15 protein-coding genes are annotated in these 15,443 nt (G+C 47.3%); 3 read left to right on the forward strand and 12 right to left on the reverse strand.

Translation table 11 applies throughout. The features are described from left to right. Nucleotides 1-112: 112 nt before the first annotated feature. The 4 genes from tsaD to tsaE are packed head-to-tail and all read right to left on the reverse strand — an operon-like array spanning nt 113 to nt 3,023. A complete protein-coding gene (gene tsaD / locus B4V02_RS19005; protein WP_094155954.1) occupies nt 113-1,177 on the reverse strand; it encodes a tRNA (adenosine(37)-N6)-threonylcarbamoyltransferase complex transferase subunit TsaD in 1,065 nt (354 codons plus the stop codon). Beyond that, nucleotides 1,174-1,689, reverse strand: coding sequence for a ribosomal protein S18-alanine N-acetyltransferase (gene rimI / locus B4V02_RS19010; protein WP_007429263.1), 516 nt, complete (start codon nt 1,687-1,689; stop codon nt 1,174-1,176). The genes tsaD and rimI overlap by 4 nt, the downstream gene beginning before the upstream one ends. A gap of 17 nt (nt 1,690-1,706) precedes the next feature. After that, the gene (gene tsaB, locus B4V02_RS19015) at nt 1,707-2,540 is read right to left on the reverse strand and encodes a tRNA (adenosine(37)-N6)-threonylcarbamoyltransferase complex dimerization subunit type 1 TsaB (protein ID WP_094155955.1); all 834 of its coding nucleotides are present in this window, start codon (nt 2,538-2,540) and stop codon (nt 1,707-1,709) included. A 3-nt stretch (nt 2,541-2,543) separates the two neighbouring features. Further along, nucleotides 2,544-3,023 (reverse strand): tRNA (adenosine(37)-N6)-threonylcarbamoyltransferase complex ATPase subunit type 1 TsaE, encoded by a 480-nt coding sequence (gene tsaE, locus B4V02_RS19020; RefSeq protein WP_007429260.1) that lies wholly within the window; start codon nt 3,021-3,023, stop codon nt 2,544-2,546. A 135-nt stretch (nt 3,024-3,158) separates the two neighbouring features. On the opposite strand from tsaE, the gene B4V02_RS19025 reads away from it, so the two are divergent. Next, on the forward strand, nt 3,159-3,689 hold the full coding sequence (locus tag B4V02_RS19025; RefSeq protein WP_094155956.1) for a cysteine hydrolase family protein: 531 nt from the start codon (nt 3,159-3,161) through the stop codon (nt 3,687-3,689). Between the two features lie 249 nt (nt 3,690-3,938). On the opposite strand, the gene B4V02_RS19030 is transcribed toward B4V02_RS19025, so the two are convergent. The 4 genes from B4V02_RS19030 to B4V02_RS19045 all read right to left on the reverse strand — a co-directional run bounded on the left by B4V02_RS19030 (nt 3,939) and on the right by B4V02_RS19045 (nt 11,441). Further along, on the reverse strand, nt 3,939-6,236 hold the full coding sequence (locus B4V02_RS19030) for an S-layer homology domain-containing protein (RefSeq protein WP_244188363.1): 2,298 nt from the start codon (nt 6,234-6,236) through the stop codon (nt 3,939-3,941). Between the two features lie 364 nt (nt 6,237-6,600). Next, on the reverse strand, nt 6,601-7,713 hold the full coding sequence (locus B4V02_RS19035) for a response regulator (RefSeq protein ID WP_094155958.1): 1,113 nt from the start codon (nt 7,711-7,713) through the stop codon (nt 6,601-6,603). Next, nucleotides 7,706-10,720: an ATP-binding protein gene (locus B4V02_RS19040; protein ID WP_244188558.1), complete on the reverse strand. Its 3,015-nt coding sequence runs from the start codon at nt 10,718-10,720 to the stop codon at nt 7,706-7,708. Before B4V02_RS19040 ends, B4V02_RS19035 begins: the two co-directional genes overlap by 8 nt. A gap of 487 nt (nt 10,721-11,207) precedes the next feature. Then, a complete protein-coding gene (locus B4V02_RS19045) occupies nt 11,208-11,441 on the reverse strand; it encodes a helix-turn-helix domain-containing protein (RefSeq protein ID WP_007429253.1) in 234 nt (77 codons plus the stop codon). 195 nt (nt 11,442-11,636) lie between these two features. Between B4V02_RS19045 and B4V02_RS19050 the strand changes: the two genes are divergently transcribed. Beyond that, complete coding sequence (locus B4V02_RS19050) at nt 11,637-12,008, forward strand: hypothetical protein (protein ID WP_007429252.1); 372 nt, start codon at nt 11,637-11,639, stop codon at nt 12,006-12,008. Between the two features lie 89 nt (nt 12,009-12,097). Here B4V02_RS19050 and B4V02_RS19055 read toward each other — a convergent pair whose 3' ends face one another. From B4V02_RS19055 to B4V02_RS19070, 4 genes are all read right to left on the reverse strand, one after another. After that, nucleotides 12,098-12,685, reverse strand: a complete 588-nt coding sequence (locus tag B4V02_RS19055) for a DJ-1/PfpI family protein (protein ID WP_094155960.1) — start codon at nt 12,683-12,685, stop codon at nt 12,098-12,100. Between the two features lie 118 nt (nt 12,686-12,803). Beyond that, nucleotides 12,804-13,787: a hypothetical protein gene (locus B4V02_RS19060; RefSeq protein ID WP_094155961.1), complete on the reverse strand. Its 984-nt coding sequence runs from the start codon at nt 13,785-13,787 to the stop codon at nt 12,804-12,806. Between the two features lie 3 nt (nt 13,788-13,790). Next, nucleotides 13,791-13,970 (reverse strand): H-type small acid-soluble spore protein, encoded by a 180-nt coding sequence (locus B4V02_RS19065; RefSeq protein ID WP_007429249.1) that lies wholly within the window; start codon nt 13,968-13,970, stop codon nt 13,791-13,793. Nucleotides 13,971-14,026: 56 nt separating this feature from the next. Further along, nucleotides 14,027-14,266, reverse strand: coding sequence for a hypothetical protein (locus B4V02_RS19070; protein WP_007429248.1), 240 nt, complete (start codon nt 14,264-14,266; stop codon nt 14,027-14,029). Between the two features lie 235 nt (nt 14,267-14,501). Here B4V02_RS19070 and ku point away from each other — a divergent pair, with 235 nt between their 5' ends. Beyond that, on the forward strand, nt 14,502-15,434 hold the full coding sequence (gene ku / locus B4V02_RS19075) for a non-homologous end joining protein Ku (protein WP_094155962.1): 933 nt from the start codon (nt 14,502-14,504) through the stop codon (nt 15,432-15,434). Nucleotides 15,435-15,443: the final 9 nt, after the last annotated feature.

Raw genomic sequence — 15,443 nt, forward strand, 5'->3', positions numbered from 1 at the left:
CTCAAACTCCTTTAATTATACCTATTGAATTTTTATTCTTTTTATATTAAGCAGGATGGAACAAAAAAGACACGACCTCAAATGTGCCGTGTCTTTGCTCATTCCTGTTCAATTAAGATTGGACAGACCATTCCTCCAGATACAGCCCTGGATCTGCCTTCATATCCAATGAAGTAAATTCCCCGCGCTTCCACTTGGCATAGGCCGCAGCGCCGATCATGGCTGCATTGTCTGTACAATATTTCATGGACGGTACAAGCAGCTCGATTCCTTCACGCTCGCAGCGCTCACGCAATGCTGTACGCAGTCCTTGGTTGGCGGCGACACCGCCACAGAGCAGAAGCTGCTTCGCACGGTATTCACGCATGGCACGAATCGCTTTTTCTACCAGCACCTCGACTACCGACTCTTGAAAGCCTCTTGCAATAGCTCCGGCTTGAACGGTTTCTCCGCGCATTTTCGTCTGGTTGATCACATTCAGCACTGCAGATTTCAAACCGCTAAAGCTGAAATCATAAGAATCCGGCTCCAGCCATGCACGGGGCAAAGTAACGACCTCCTCCGATTCATGGGCCACACGATCCACATGCGGACCGCCGGGATACGGAAACCCAATGGCTCGCGCTACTTTGTCATAGGCTTCTCCGACTGCATCATCCCTTGTCCGGCCAATGAGCTGAAACTGGCCTTCGGACTCCATCAGCACCAGCTCCGTATGTCCTCCTGACACCACAAGTGCGATGCACGGATATACGATATCATGCTCCAACTGATTGGCATAAATATGTCCGGCAATATGATGCGTCCCGATCAACGGCTTGCCGAACGCCATGGCGGCGCTCTTGGCGGCGACAATACCAACCAGTAATGCCCCGACCAGCCCCGGACCTTGCGTCACGGCAACTGCTGAAAGCTCGCGGGGCGTAATTCCAGATGCTTGCATGGCTTCGTCCAGCATGTAAGTAATGCTCTCCACATGCTTGCGCGATGCCACCTCTGGCACTACCCCGCCAAAGGCTTTGTGTGTTTCAATCTGGCTGGAAATCAGATTTGAAAGTACCTCTGTACCATTTTTCACGACGGAAACAGCCGTCTCATCACAACTCGTTTCCACGGCCAGTATATAGCAAGGCTCGCCGGAGGCGGTGCCTGTACCTGCTTTTTCCACTTGCGTCATTGCTCCTGCACGCTTCCTTCCTGTTCATCGGATGCCTTATGTGCGGGAAGATCCGCCCACATAATCACGGCATCCTCGTTATTATCCGAATAATAGCCTTTGCGGACACCTGCGGGCTTAAACCCTTTTTTCTCATACAAGCCCTGAGCGATCCGATTCGTTACCCGTACCTCCAGCGTCATACGTTCCATCCCTAAATATGAGGCGGTCTGCATCAGTTCATCCAACAGCTTGTCCCCAAGCTTGCGCCCGCGAAATGCCTCACGAACCGCAATATTCGTGATATGGGCCTCATCCATAATCGTCCACATGCCCGCGTAGCCGATGGCTTGTCCGTTCAGTTCCATAATCATATATTTGGCAAAATGATTCATCGTCAGCTCATTGCGGAATGCTTCTTCCGTCCACGGCAGCGTGAACGCCTCATGCTCAATCTCCAGCACATCGGGAATATCATCCAGCTGCATCAAGCGAAACTCAAGCTTCTCTTCCCGTTGTATGTTCTTTGCCATGTTGTTCACCGCTCTCTTTAGCGCTGACGAAGCAGATTGGCTTCCGCCTCCGCCAGCTGGGTATAATTCGGAACCAGCGTATGTAGCTCGTCATGCTCCTGACGAAGCAGCTTATCCGCCCCAAGGCGGCCAACCCATCTTCCTTCCAGCTCATAAGGTACGATACGAAGCTCACACCATGCACGCAGGCCTTCGGCTGCTTCGGCATGGATCGCCGTTTCACCGACTAGCCAAATGGCAGCAGGACGCTCCTCAGAAGGCAAAGCCTCCAGCCGTTGCAGCAGGTCCCCGGTCCAGGTGGACATCAGCCGGATCGCATCCGGCTCCAGCCGCTGCGGGCTATCGGTGCCGTCAACTGTATTCACAGCGAACAGCCCCGTGTAAACCTGTCCACGGCGCGCATCCAGCACAGGCACAATCCAGTCTGCTGCCTTCGCTCCGGCTGGACTTTCACTCACCGACTCACCTTTCCCTGCTTGCTCCTGCACGACACCACGATTCCACCCTCCCCACGCCAAAGCGTGCAAAGTGGATATAGATGTCACCGGGATGCCCCAGGCCCAAGCGAGGGTTTTGGCAGCAGTCACCGCAATCCGGATACCGGTGTAAGAACCCGGTCCGACACCGACTGCAATACCGTCCACATCATCGCGCGTCAATCCTGCTTCGCTCAGGAGCCGTTCCAGCTCGGTAATGACATGCACCGAGTGATTTCGTTCGCCATACACATTGCTTTCTCCCAGCAGCTCTCTTCCGTTCATCAGGGCGGCTGCCATCACGGTCGTCGCTGTATCTAACACCAAAAACCGCTCACGCGGCTTTACATTCTCATCTGTATGCTCTCTTTGCATGGTTCAAACTCCATTCTCCCGCAAACTGCGGCACCATTGTTCATAAGGCTCGCCATACCCGGTCAGATGAATCAAGCGTTCCCCGACATCCGTCGTCTCTATATACATGTGAAGCCTTTGCTCCGGCAATATATCGGGTATAATACTGCCCCATTCCACCAGACATACTCCTGCTCCGTAAAAATACTCATCCAGCCCAAGGTCCTCTGCCTCATCCTGGGTGATGCGGTACACATCCATATGGTACAAGGGCAAACGGCCCTCATACTCCTTGATTAGCGTAAAGGTTGGGCTGTTCACAATACCCGGGACACCCAAATGGCTGGCAAAAGCTTTGGAAAAGGCCGTTTTACCTGCTCCCAGATCTCCGTCCAGCACAATCACCGTTCCGGGAACGGCTTGGGCTGCCAAAAAACCAGCCAATGCCCCGGTCTGCGCCTCTGCGACAGAACGGAACGTAAACTGTTCCTGCGAAATTGTCATATATTTTAATCACCTTTCGTCCACAACGGACCGTTCCAACTTGTTCTTTATTATATAGTTCACCTTATGTCGCCGCAAGGCATGAAGACATGCTATTGTATGTTAAGGAAGATACACAAGGAGGGAATCGAAACGATGGGACAAAACGTTTTACTCTTGATTGATGTACAGCAGGCTATGTTCATGTATGATGAGAAGCTATATCGGGAGCAGGAAGTGATAGCGAATTTGCAGCAGCTTTTGACCAAAGCCAGAGCTGCAGGCACACCGGTGATTTTTGTGCAGCATACGGATGAAACGGATGAGGATTTCCGGGAAAACAGTGCTGGCTGGCCCATCGCCGACGCTGTGCGTCCTCTTCCTCATGAACGAATTGTTCGCAAATCGTCCTGGGACAGCTTTTACCAAACCGAATTGCAGCATGTGCTCCAGGAATTGGGCGCCGATCAACTCGTAATCGCGGGGATGCAAACCGAGTTTTGCCTCGACACGACTTGCCGAAGTGCCTATAGTCTGGGATATCAGAACAATGTGCTCGTATCGGATGCGCATAGTACATTTGATAGCAAGGTGCTAAGCGGTGAACAAATTATAGCTCATCACAATGGGGTGCTTGGCAATCGTTTTGTGCGTTTGCTTGCGACGGCAGATGTACAGTTTTCATGAGCCTGACCATCATAAAAAAATAGCTCCCGTTTACTGCCAGGCGAATGTGGATGACAGATATCACTTATATCCCCACCGATGAAGGATGGCTCTACCTGTCTTACACCATTCGGATCGCGGAAGTCAGTATGCAGCTTATGATAAGCGGCTAAAACAAAAGGTTATCCTGCAACAGCCCTTCTCAACTGTTGCAGGATAACCTTTGTCATATAGCTCCGCTGTTACATATGAATGATGTCAGGTAAGACATTAGTTCAAGGAATCCACGAGATTCTTAACTTGTGGATGGAGGTTCAATGCATTTAGAACAATCGTTAGAGCCTCCGCACGTGTGGCATTGCCCTGTGGATCAAATGCGCCATTGCTCTTGCCATTGATAATACCCGCTTCTGCAACATCCTTAATTGCGTTCGTTGCATAGGGGCTTGCAATGGATATATCTGTAAAGTTACCTTTGGAATCCTCTTTATCCACACCATCCAAGTTCACAATACGGGATAGGATGATAGCCATTTCTTCGCGGCTGATCGTTTGGTTCGGTTTGAATGTTCCATCGCCATAACCACCAAGTACCCCTGCGCTAGCGAGCTTCTCAATAGCTTCCTTAGCCCAGTGACTGCTAATATCACTCATAGCAGCGGAATGATCGGCACCGCCGCTAATATCGAATGCGCGAGAAATAAGCATTGCGAACTCTGCACGTGTGATATCGCCATTAGGTTTGAACTGTCCATCCCCATAACCTTTGATAATCTGCAGTTTTACAAACGTATCGATCGCCTTTTCAGCCCAGTGCCCTTTAATGTCAGCCAATTCAATCTTGACATTAGCTTGCTTAGCTTCCGCTACCTTGGACTCAATATCCTTAACGGAGCTTGCTACATTAACAATGTTGCTCTTAAATACATCAACAGTAGGCTGCGCAGGTTCAGGATTCGGTGCCGGAGCAGGCGACGTGGTCTGTGTTGACGATATAGTCGATGTAGAAGATACAGATGATGTATCCGTTTCTGATTTATCTCTCTTTCTGGATGGCGCTGTTGGAGTGACTTCCTTGGAGACAGCGGAAGCTGCACTGCTACCTGCACCATTTTCAGCTTTCACCGTAAACGTATACGTGGTGCCATTGGACAGCCCCGTTACCGTGATCGGGCTTGCCGTCCCTATTGCGGTGATATTCCCTGGTGAGGCCGTGACCTCGTAGCGTGTTATTGGGCTTCCTCCGTTTTCGACAGGGATATTGAAGCTGACAGTCGCTTGTCTATCACCTGCTGTTGCAGTTACATCCGTTGGTGATGACGGAACGGTTTTGGGTGTTTCGCTCACTTCATTGGAAGTAGCGCTTTCTCCTCCCAGGTTCGTTGCTTTGATGACAAAATAGTATGTGGTGCCATTTGCCAAGCCTGTTACATCATAGCTGTATACTGAACCACTTACCGTGGTTTCTTCTGACCCATAAGCCCCGGAAGTCGTACTTTTGAATATTTTATACCCCGTGGAATCGATCATCGGATTCCATGTAAGACTTACTCGCGAATCTCCGGCTGTAGCGGGCAGCAATACCGGCACTCCAGGCACTGGAACTTGCGGCGTTGCACTCACTTCATTAGAGTTGTCGCTGTAGCCTCCTGCGTTGCTTGCCTTGACTACGAAAAAATACGTCGTACCGTTCGTCAAATCTGTTTCCGTATAGCTATAAGTCGCCCCGCTCACCGTCGCTACCGGGATTGACCCATAGGAACCCGATGCTGTTCCCTTGTAAACATCGTAGGTGACTGCTCCTGAAACACCGTTCCAGCCTAAAGTCACTTGTCCGTTACCAGATGTCGCTGTGAGTCCTCCTGGTGCCGCAGGCGGGTTAATATGTGGCTTTGCGCTCACTTCATTCGAGGCAGAGCTATCCCCGTGTTCATTGCTAGACTTAACCGCAAAGTAATAAGTTGTACCGTTGGTCAGTCCTGTTACTGTTGCAGTTGTGCCGGTGGCTGTCGCTACTGGAGCTGCATCGTATATACCTGGCGATGTACCTTGGTACACTTTATAACTCGTTGCATCCAATACGCTGCTCCAGTTTAACGTTACTTGCTCATCACTTGCTGTAGCTGCAACGTCGGCTGGCGCATCCAGCGTGGTATTGTATAGTTGGAATTCTGTAATGTCAGGAAAAAAAGACCACGAATTAATCGTAACCTTCACATATCTTGCACTGACAACTCGAGGCAATGTTTTATTGATAATTACATTCGTATTTCCAGCTACTGTATCTACTACAGTCCAATTCGAATCATCATTGCTTGTTTCTAATGTGATCGCACTGTTATACCGATCTGACAATGTCTGTACCATATAACTATTAAATTGTGTTACCGAGCCTAAGTCAACCTTAAGCCAAGGAGAACCGCTTGCGGTTGAAGGTCCCCACTCACTACGTGGATTACCGTCGACTGCATTACTTGGAAGAGTACCAGCCCATAGACTACTGGCTGTTGCAGTTTTATTCAACGCCAAGTTAGTAGAGCCTGCATGCACAGGGGTCATTCCTGCCATAAAAAATAATACCAATAACGAAGAAATACACCGTCTAATCATCTATTTCTTTCACTCGCCTCTCGCTGTATTCTAGGATGAACTTCATACGAGTTTTCAAATACTCAACGCTTCTGTAATCTACAACTCCAAGAGGAGCAGAGATCGACTATTTTTCCACATGCCCAACAGTATTGCTTGATTCACTCGCCCATATTGCCTCTCTCCCTCCCCATTGCCATACATTCTATCAAACAGCTCTCACAAAATTCTCACAAAACCACGGATGCGGTCGATAAAATAAAAAAGAGGCTATCCCCCAATAGATTTTTCTACCGGGAATAACCACTTTCTTATTAATCCAGTATTCAGTTTTCGGTGAACCCTACTCCAAATATGAGGCCTTCTGGCTTCTCAGCTCCTGCGGCGGCTCCAGCCCCAGCTCCTTGCGATAAGAAGCCTCGAACTGCGCGTAATGCCTGACGATTTTCTCCTTGTCCCCGCTGCTTGCATAGATGCTCAGTAAAGTCTGATTCATCTCCTCATTCAGGGGATACACGGTCAAATACGAATCAATCTTTTGCTCCGCCTTTTTCCAATCCTCCCTGGCGAGATACTGCTGGATCAAACTGCGCACAAGCGATGTGTACTGTTTACAGAATGTTGCCTCCAGCGGAGCTTTCCAGAAGTAATCTTTTCTCTCCAGCAGCGGACCTTTGTAGAGTGAGCATAGATGTTCTGTTTGCACCGTATCCTGAAACCCTTCCGCAAGAGAAAAGCCATACCGCTCATATTCCAGCACATCGTATGTTCGATCCGATGGTTCCAGCATGTATCCTTCGTTCGTTTTCTGAATCTCCATGCCGAGTTCTTGCTCTTTCAAAAGCTTCTTTAAACGATACATCGTGTTATGCAAATTATGCGACGCGCGGTCCTCGCTCATATCCGGCCACAACAAATCCGCCAACCGCCACTTGTTGAGATTCTGACCCGGATGGCAGAGGAAATAAGCGAATAGCTCCTCCGTCTTGCGTGTCGGAAAGCGGATTAGCGATCCTTCCCGATTTCGGACCTCGAATCCTCCGAAGCACCGAATCGAGGAAAGCCCCACCTGCTGTTCAGCATAGATGGCAGGCCGATGCAGCTTGACCAACCGGTTCGCGACCCGCTCGATCGCCCCAGGTGTCACGGGCTTCAAAATATAGTCGAAGGCATAAACCTTGAATGCATCCAGCGCATAATGCTGGTAAGCCGTCGTGAAGATGATTTTTGTCTGCTCCGACGCTTCGTTGATATTTTCTGCAAGTTCCAGCCCGTTCATCTTTGGCATTTCCACATCGAGGAAAACAACATCTGGCCGAAGCTCAGGCAGGCTGGCCAGCGCCTCAAGCGAGCTTGTAAAAGCACCTATAATCGTAAAATACGGGTTTTGCCCGATGACGTGTTTCATTAAATTCAAAATCGGTATTTCGTCCTCCACAATGACCGCATTAAACAACCTCGCTCCTCCTTCGTTTACCCGACCCGGTCACTTTGTTATTCCTTACAGGCAAATGCATCGTTATTTTAGTTCCTACTCCCACATCGGAGCTGATGTTTAGCGTTGCCCCTTGCAGAGAGTCCAGACGCTTGCGGATATTATAGATGCCGATGCCGCAATCCTGCAGGTTTCCTTGAGACATGCGGTACAGTAGATCATTCGGTATGCCGACACCGTTGTCTTCGACTTCCACCCGGATGTGACCGTCTCCCTCGTTGATCACAATCGTCACCTTGCCGTGTCCTTCCTTCTCGAACAAACCGTGTCGAATCGCATTCTCGACAAAAGGCTGGATGCATAAAGAAGGAATTTCCAAATGTTTTATACGGTTATCGTAGTGAACGTCATAGTCGAACCTCTCTCCGAAACGGGCTTTCTCAATCTCAACATACGCCTCAATCAACTCCATTTCCTGATAGAGAGGAACGTACAGCGTGGAAGAATCCATGTCCAGAATGTAGCGCAAGTACTGACTGAGCATTGATAACAAGTACGCAGCTTTTTCCCCGTCCGTATAGCAAAATGAAATAACACTGCTCAAGGCGTTATAGAGAAAATGCGGTTTAATCTGCGCTTGATGGAACGCCTGCTCATTGCGAATCGCTTCTTGGAGCGATGTTTTCACAGCGATCAGGGTCTGGATTCTGGCAATGAGCGTTTCCGCCTCAAACGGCTTGGTCAAATAATCGTTCGCCCCGGCCCTGAAGCCGAGCGCAATGTCTTGGGGCGTATCCTTAACTGTTGCGAATAAAATGGGCAGGTCGAGAATGGAGTAGCTGCTTCGCAGTCTCTGACACAACTCAATGCCCGAGATCCCCGGCATCATCACATCGAGAATGACAAGATCAACTTGCGGGTACTCTTCTATTTTCTCCAATGCTTCTTTTGCCGAGAAAGCGGTGACGACATTGTAGCGATGCCGTTTCAAAATATTCAACAAGGTGTGAATATTGGAGGCTTCATCGTCAACAATCATTACGGTATGCTCGTGTCCACCCCAAATATTCAGCTCCTGATCCTTATCGGTATATCGCTGCTGCTCTTCCAACGCATATGTTGTTTCACGATTAGCCGTTACTTGGACTGCGCTTGGCAATGTAAACGTCATACGCGTGCCTAGACCGACCTCCGACCAATCCACCCGAATTTCTCCACCCATCCGTTCGACCAACTTGCGGCTAATGTACAAACCAACGCCCATTCCTGTATATCCATCCTTTGGCAGCGGCCCATCGAGTTGCTCAAAATATTCGAAAATTACAGCATGCTTATCCTTAGGAATCCCTGTTCCAGTATCCTCGACAGAAATCGTTACGATTCCCTCGGCAACGCTCGACACCACCTTGATCGACCCTTTGTCTGTATGCTTTATGGCATTGCTGACCAGATTGTACATGATTTGACGCAGCCGATTCTCATCCGCTTGCACCCAGACGTCGGAACCGACTTGATTATCCAGTCGCACATCTTTGCCCAAAAGTTCAAATTGCAGCACGTCGAATACAATCTGCGTTACCATTCTGGCATTCACAGCGGTCGGATGCAGACTCAGTTCCCCGTGTCTCAAACGGGTAACATCGACTAAATCGTGAATGAGCATGGACAGCTTGATAGACGTATCCTTGATCAGCGAAAGATTCCGTTTTTGCTTCGGCGACAGATTTTTTTCCTCATCATCCAGCAAATAAGACGTCATATTCATAATCCCATGCAATGGAGTCTTGAGCTCGTGAGATGTGTTCATCAAAAACTCGTCCTTGAGCTCATTGGAAACCGTCAATTGATAGGAAAGGAGCTCCGTCTTCTCATAAGCATTCGAGAATCGAACCACGAGCAGGATATTCATGATGATAATGAAACAAACTACTCCGAGTTTTCCCGGCAGATCGGTCGAAACCATATTCTCCGAATAGAGGCTTCCGTCCACCAGAAAGATCAACATCGAAACGCTTCCGCCAATAAACAGCATTAATTCCTTCCGATCGGATGAGCCGCTCTGGCTTTGAATGTACAGATACGCCATTCTGCCAATAATGTATAGGATAACGATGATTAAGTAAAGAAAGAAAACGTATTTTACCTGGATATGCACACGGTAAGGCAGCACGACAACCGCCGTAATATATAGGCCTAACAGAGTCAGTATCAGCTTCATCATCCGAGACGACATGAGGCGGGCTTCAACTGAACTGAAAAACAGGATGAGCACCACAGCACCGACAAATTCGCTTAAATCCAGCAGTTTGTAAGCAATATCAAAAGGGAGGCCAGGCAGTACCCTCTGTAAAATCTTTTCGCCAAAAAGTGCTTTTTCCAATAAAAGCAGCAGCAAATACAGCCCGCTGAGCCAATATGTTTTCTCTCTTCGCCCTAGCAGGAAGAAGCTGAGATGGTACACACCAAACATGCCAAGAATCAATATAATCCCGATATCGGTGCCGATCTGTATACTGTTTAGCTTTGTCACATCTTCAGCCAATCCGAACGGGATCGAGCCAGCAATACCACCGGTGACAAATACATAGTTAGATACTTGAATCACAATTTCGATTTCTTTGGTATCCGTGTGGAAAAACGCACTGTAAGGCGTATTTCCGGGCTGATGCGCCTTGATATCTACTGCTGGGCGCCCACTTTCGCCTTCTAGCTTGCCGTTAATGAACAAGCGATGGGAAAGGCGAATACTCCTTATTTTTAAACCTAAAACCTCATCCGTATTTTTAACCAACACTTTCAAGCGGTACGTGCCATACCCTGTTCGGTTCATACCGCCATTTGCTGATTTTCCTTTCCACGTGCCAGGTACGGATAAATACGAGACCTCCTTACGCGTTCCTTGGCGAAAATCGGCAGGTTCCAGTAATTCGCTTTCATAAAATTCCCATTCTCCATCCAGATTGACCCATCCCTGCTTGTGAAAATCCCAATTCGATAAATCCAGTACTCCCCGCTTCACAGGCGGCATGTCCTGGTTGGGTATCGTTTGGGAATAAATAGCGACGAACAACGCAATGGAGAGCGAAAAGATCAAGCCAATTCCGATGGCTTTGCGGTAATGCCCCCTTTTAATACATAGCTCCCCCTCAGAATCAATTCAACACTATTTATTCTATCATTATGCACTTCACGAAAAAATCAATAGATTGGTATCAGTGACCCATTTTTTTATGACTTCCATCAAAAATCAGCTCATTAGATTGACAAACCCAAATGAACTGATCTTGGGTTTATACAAAAAACCCGCATAATCATTAAGATTAGCGGGAATCGGTTCATCTTTTAAGATATTCTGAATAAAAATGGAATTCAGGAAGTTTTGAAGCTCTTAATAAAATACTATAGGCAGTTCGTTCACTCGCAGGTTTACCAAACGACTCTATTAGACGAATTAAATCTTGATAGAGATTACAAAAAAAAACCGTTGGAATCAAAATTCCAACGGTCCATATTATTTATTCAAAATTTTCTTTGACATTCGGCATGTACTCTAGAAGATCACCCGGAGTTACACCTAATCCTCGACATAATGCACCTAGCGTATCGTAATCTATCCGTTTGGTTGCGTTACCAGCAAGCGAAGTAATCGTGTTTCGACTCACACCTGTTAAATCCACTACATCTTTATTTTGCAGTCCCCGCTCTCGCATAATATCACCGAGGCGACAACGTATACTTAAAGGGTTCATAAAATTCCTCCAAAAAATAAGCACAGAATGTTGACATATAGAACAGTATTAGATATTATTCATTTATGCACAAGATGTTGACATATTGATATGTTAACTACTTTTTTATCTTCTGTTCATCGTAGCAAAACCTTTCGTTATTAGCAATATGTTACCGTTTCAAAATACAATAACTATCCAACAGGGGGTAAACATATGTTTATAAAAACAAAAACGAATTCATTCGTACTAGAACGGGCAGCGATGGTGTTTGGACCTTATGATCAATCTCATAATTATGAGATATTTGAGGGGATCATTTACGACGGACAATACTTTTTTCACATAGAGGACGGGCGTTTGTGGCTTCGGCATGTGCTCAAAGTAGACCATCCTGAACATACCCACTTATTCGTTGACGGTGATAGCGGTGGACTCCAACTGGCAGAAAACATTCAGTGTGACCTTATGGAAGCTGTATCCGATACAATTGAAAGACTACATACTATGGACAGCATGACATTTCTAATTAACGAATTGCTGTGGCTAAACAATCGTGGAGACATCAAACTTAATTTTATTAAATAGCAATAAATAAGCATGCTTAGATAAGCTTGCATGACTCATCAGAAAAGAACAAATTGAAGTCACTTTTGATCCAGTTCACAAGCTTTTCGCTATCTCGCAAAAGGGTCATCATGCTTGTCGGAATTCCAAATATATTCAATTTGATTGGCAATCTGTTGAGCTTTTTCAAGACCAAATTGATCAGAAACAAAGCCTAAGGACATATCCATTCCAGCAGATACACCGGATGAAGTATAGAACTTTCCATCTACGACCCATCTTGCGTTTGGAATCCAGTCAACCTCGGTGTCGATGGATTTGACCCAATCAAAGGCTAATTTATTGGATGTGGCGCGCCTGTTTTTTAACAAGCCTGTTTTGGCAAGCAGCGCAGAACCCGTACAGACGGTTATACAAAAATTGGACTGTTCCGCAATCTCTTTGATCTGTTTCATAAATGTATCGTCATGGATTAAGCCCCTTGTCCCCTGTCCGCCCGGGATCATGAATATGCCATTGGGCTTTACTTGTGCAAGGGGTTCTGTCACAATCTTGGTTTTTTGCCAGCCCTCAACAATTCCCCCGTCCATGGAGAAATATTTTAAGTCATAAACTTCTGGGAGGCGACCAAAAATCTCAACGGGTCCGAATACATCCAGTGTTTCAAAATCCTCGAACAAACATATGTTAAAGTCCATACGGCTCACTTCCTTCAAATATTAATCATACTATACCCCCCATTTCCTGAATTAGACAATATAAAAAGCGCCTTTGCGGGCGCTTATTTAGTGTGCTTTAAGGCGGTCTGGTACCCTTTTATGAGCGTAAAATCCAATTCGCCACCTGCTCAGCTACCTTTGGATGATTAAGATAGGCAAAGAAGTTGTGGGGATTGGGGCGTCCGGTATGACTATCTTTCCAGAACGTGTAGATAAGCGGCTGATCATTAATGCTTTCTATCAAATTCCGACTCAGCATCAGATAGAAATCATCTTCGATCTTAGCGTCATGCGCAATGTAGTCATCCACGGCGTTAATGTTGGTCCAATGTCTGATATTTGCAGGATACATGCCATCGTCAGGCTCATTGGAATCATACAAGCTGCGCTTTACAGCGGGCTCGCCTAACGGATTACCCAATGTTAGCCATTCGTTAACCTTGTACTCCCATAGATGCTTGTATTCGCTCATACGTGAGAATTTCCATAAAACATCATAAGCCACCATGCACCCCATACTATGGGAAAGAAGCATTACATCGTCTCCACCACTTAAAGCCTTGGCCAGAGGGGCCTGTAGTCTTTCGCGAATTTGGGAGCCTACTACACGGCTGGTCAAGTAAGCTCCCAGATCAGGGAGAAGCTTTTTGATAGCGCGGGTGCTCATGCCAAACAAAGACAGGTAAGGGCTGAGTATTTTTGCAGCATCATCATAGAAGTGTATGATGGGTTCGTTTGCTATCAGGAGCTCGTATTCCTCCGGGGTCATTTGATCGGTGGGTCGATTGATTAATTGCTGCATACTCTCGTCGTAAAAATGGTCTGGAACGTAGAAATTCCCATCCTCTTCTTTTTCAAAAAGTTGTCCGTACCGAGGCCGGCTCTCTAATAAGAGGCGATTGTTGATATCTCCATAATAACTAAATGTCAGGGAAATATGCTCTTGCTCCAGCCTTTGAGCCGCTTCCTCATTCACTCGACGCAATCCTGCGATCAGCGACATTTTGATGAGACGAAGCATTTCGTCGCATTTGGGCTTTTTGTCACGACCATGGATAATGACCAGATGTTTAGTACCCATCTCCTATTGTTCTTTCAGACGATCCACACGGACGGTTTGAGTATTGCCGGGTCTGCTGCCTATCTGTACAGTTGCCATGCTGTTCGCTTCGTCTACATGCTCAATCCAGATCGGTTTTCCATCCAATTGTACGGCAATGGTATCAGGTGAATCGTAAATCGCTTTTGCTCGCTCTACATTCATGTTGTTCTCCTCCTGCTGATTGTTTTTGTGTGCATTCATTTAGAAATACAGGTGACCTAGTCCTCATCTATAATCCGTTCAACGTCCAATGAAGGGATGCTATGAGAAGGCGAACTTGAAACCACAGCCTCCAAATCCACATGACCCACAGCTACGGGAAAAGGCGGCCGAACTCCATGGGAAAGGGCAAACTCGGGCGGCAATGCATCCTGCTCGCCTCCAGCGGGGCCCCGAAAGGCGATATGACTCTGACCCACACGATGACTGATCTTCCGAGGATAGGATTTTCCGGGCATAAATTGTGTGCCTCCTTTTGAATCGGATATGCCTTACTATGCACCAAGAAAGCTGTAACCATGCGCAGGGGAAGCAATTCGCAGCCTTCATTTACACCTCATACAATCTTTTGTACGAAGCATACTAAGCGAAACCTTGCTAAACGAAACCTCACTAAGCGAAAAATGCCCACAGCCGGGACGCCCGGAATCGAATGATGCCAAATGCTGACTAAAGAAAAGGAGGACTGGCGGTATGCATACGGTCTGGAAAGGCGCAATCAGCTTCGGGCTGGTTCATGTGCCAGTTAAAATGTTTTCAGCTACAGAGGATAAGGATATTTCCATGCGCTACATTCATAAGGAGTGTGGAAGCCCACTGAGCTATGTACGGAAGTGTCCTGTTTGTGACAAGGAGGTTGAATGGGAGGAAATTGGAAAAGGCTACGAATATGAAAAAGGGAAGTTCGTCATGTTCGACAAGGAGGAATTGGAGCAGATCAGCGGACAAGCGGATAAAAACATTGTCATTTTGGATTTTGTGGATTTGCAGGAAATTGATCCGATTTATTTTCAAAAAACGTATTATTTATCCCCGGATCAGGCTGGCTCCAATGCGTATAAGCTGCTCATGAATGCGATGAAGGATACCGGAAAAATCGGCATTGCCCAAATCTCCATCCGCTCCAAAAGCAGCCTGGCAGCAATTCGGGTGCTGGATGAATGCCTGGCAGTGGAGACGATGTTTTACCCGGATGAAATTCGCCCCATTGCTCAGGTTCCCAACTTACCGGGGCAAGAGGAGGTTAAAGAGAAGGAACTGACAATGGCAAAGATGCTGATTGAGCAGCTATCTACACCTTTTGACGCAGCCAAGTATACGGATCAGTATCGCGAGCGTCTGCTGGATCTCATTCAGCATAAAGTGGCCGGAGAAGAGGTGCGAGTCGCCCCGACACAGCCGCAGACCAATGTGGTGGATTTAATGGCTGCCCTTCAGGCCAGTATCGAGGCCGTGAAGCCTGTCGTTACCGATCCTGGTCCTGCTGCTCCCGGCCCTGCTGCTGCGAAGAAACGCCCTGCGCGTAAACCAACAGCCCCGACAGCACAGCAGGCAGCAGCAGGCGATGACATTGCTCCGGCTCCAGTCAAAAAGAGAAGAAGCACTGCCAAACGTAAAGAAACTTGATAAAGAAAC

The organism is Paenibacillus kribbensis (assembly GCF_002240415.1).
Taxonomy (GTDB): domain Bacteria; phylum Bacillota; class Bacilli; order Paenibacillales; family Paenibacillaceae; genus Paenibacillus; species Paenibacillus kribbensis.

Bases quoted from the DNA above. Each gene is read 5' to 3' on its own strand.
- tsaD (WP_094155954.1), bottom strand. From the start codon at position 1,177: ATGACGCAAGTGGAAAAAGCAGGTACAGGCACCGCCTCCGGCGAGCCT.
- rimI (WP_007429263.1), bottom strand. From the start codon at position 1,689: ATGGCAAAGAACATACAACGGGAAGAGAAGCTTGAGTTTCGCTTGATG.
- tsaB (WP_094155955.1), bottom strand. From the start codon at position 2,540: ATGCAAAGAGAGCATACAGATGAGAATGTAAAGCCGCGTGAGCGGTTT.
- tsaE (WP_007429260.1), bottom strand. From the start codon at position 3,023: ATGACAATTTCGCAGGAACAGTTTACGTTCCGTTCTGTCGCAGAGGCG.
- B4V02_RS19025 (WP_094155956.1), top strand. From the start codon at position 3,159: ATGGGACAAAACGTTTTACTCTTGATTGATGTACAGCAGGCTATGTTC.
- B4V02_RS19030 (WP_244188363.1), bottom strand. From the start codon at position 6,236: ATGGCAGGAATGACCCCTGTGCATGCAGGCTCTACTAACTTGGCGTTG.
- B4V02_RS19040 (WP_244188558.1), bottom strand. From the start codon at position 10,720: ATGCCGCCTGTGAAGCGGGGAGTACTGGATTTATCGAATTGGGATTTT.
- B4V02_RS19045 (WP_007429253.1), bottom strand. From the start codon at position 11,441: ATGAACCCTTTAAGTATACGTTGTCGCCTCGGTGATATTATGCGAGAG.
- B4V02_RS19050 (WP_007429252.1), top strand. From the start codon at position 11,637: ATGTTTATAAAAACAAAAACGAATTCATTCGTACTAGAACGGGCAGCG.
- B4V02_RS19055 (WP_094155960.1), bottom strand. From the start codon at position 12,685: ATGGACTTTAACATATGTTTGTTCGAGGATTTTGAAACACTGGATGTA.
- B4V02_RS19060 (WP_094155961.1), bottom strand. From the start codon at position 13,787: ATGGGTACTAAACATCTGGTCATTATCCATGGTCGTGACAAAAAGCCC.
- B4V02_RS19065 (WP_007429249.1), bottom strand. From the start codon at position 13,970: ATGAATGTAGAGCGAGCAAAAGCGATTTACGATTCACCTGATACCATT.
- B4V02_RS19070 (WP_007429248.1), bottom strand. From the start codon at position 14,266: ATGCCCGGAAAATCCTATCCTCGGAAGATCAGTCATCGTGTGGGTCAG.
- ku (WP_094155962.1), top strand. From the start codon at position 14,502: ATGCATACGGTCTGGAAAGGCGCAATCAGCTTCGGGCTGGTTCATGTG.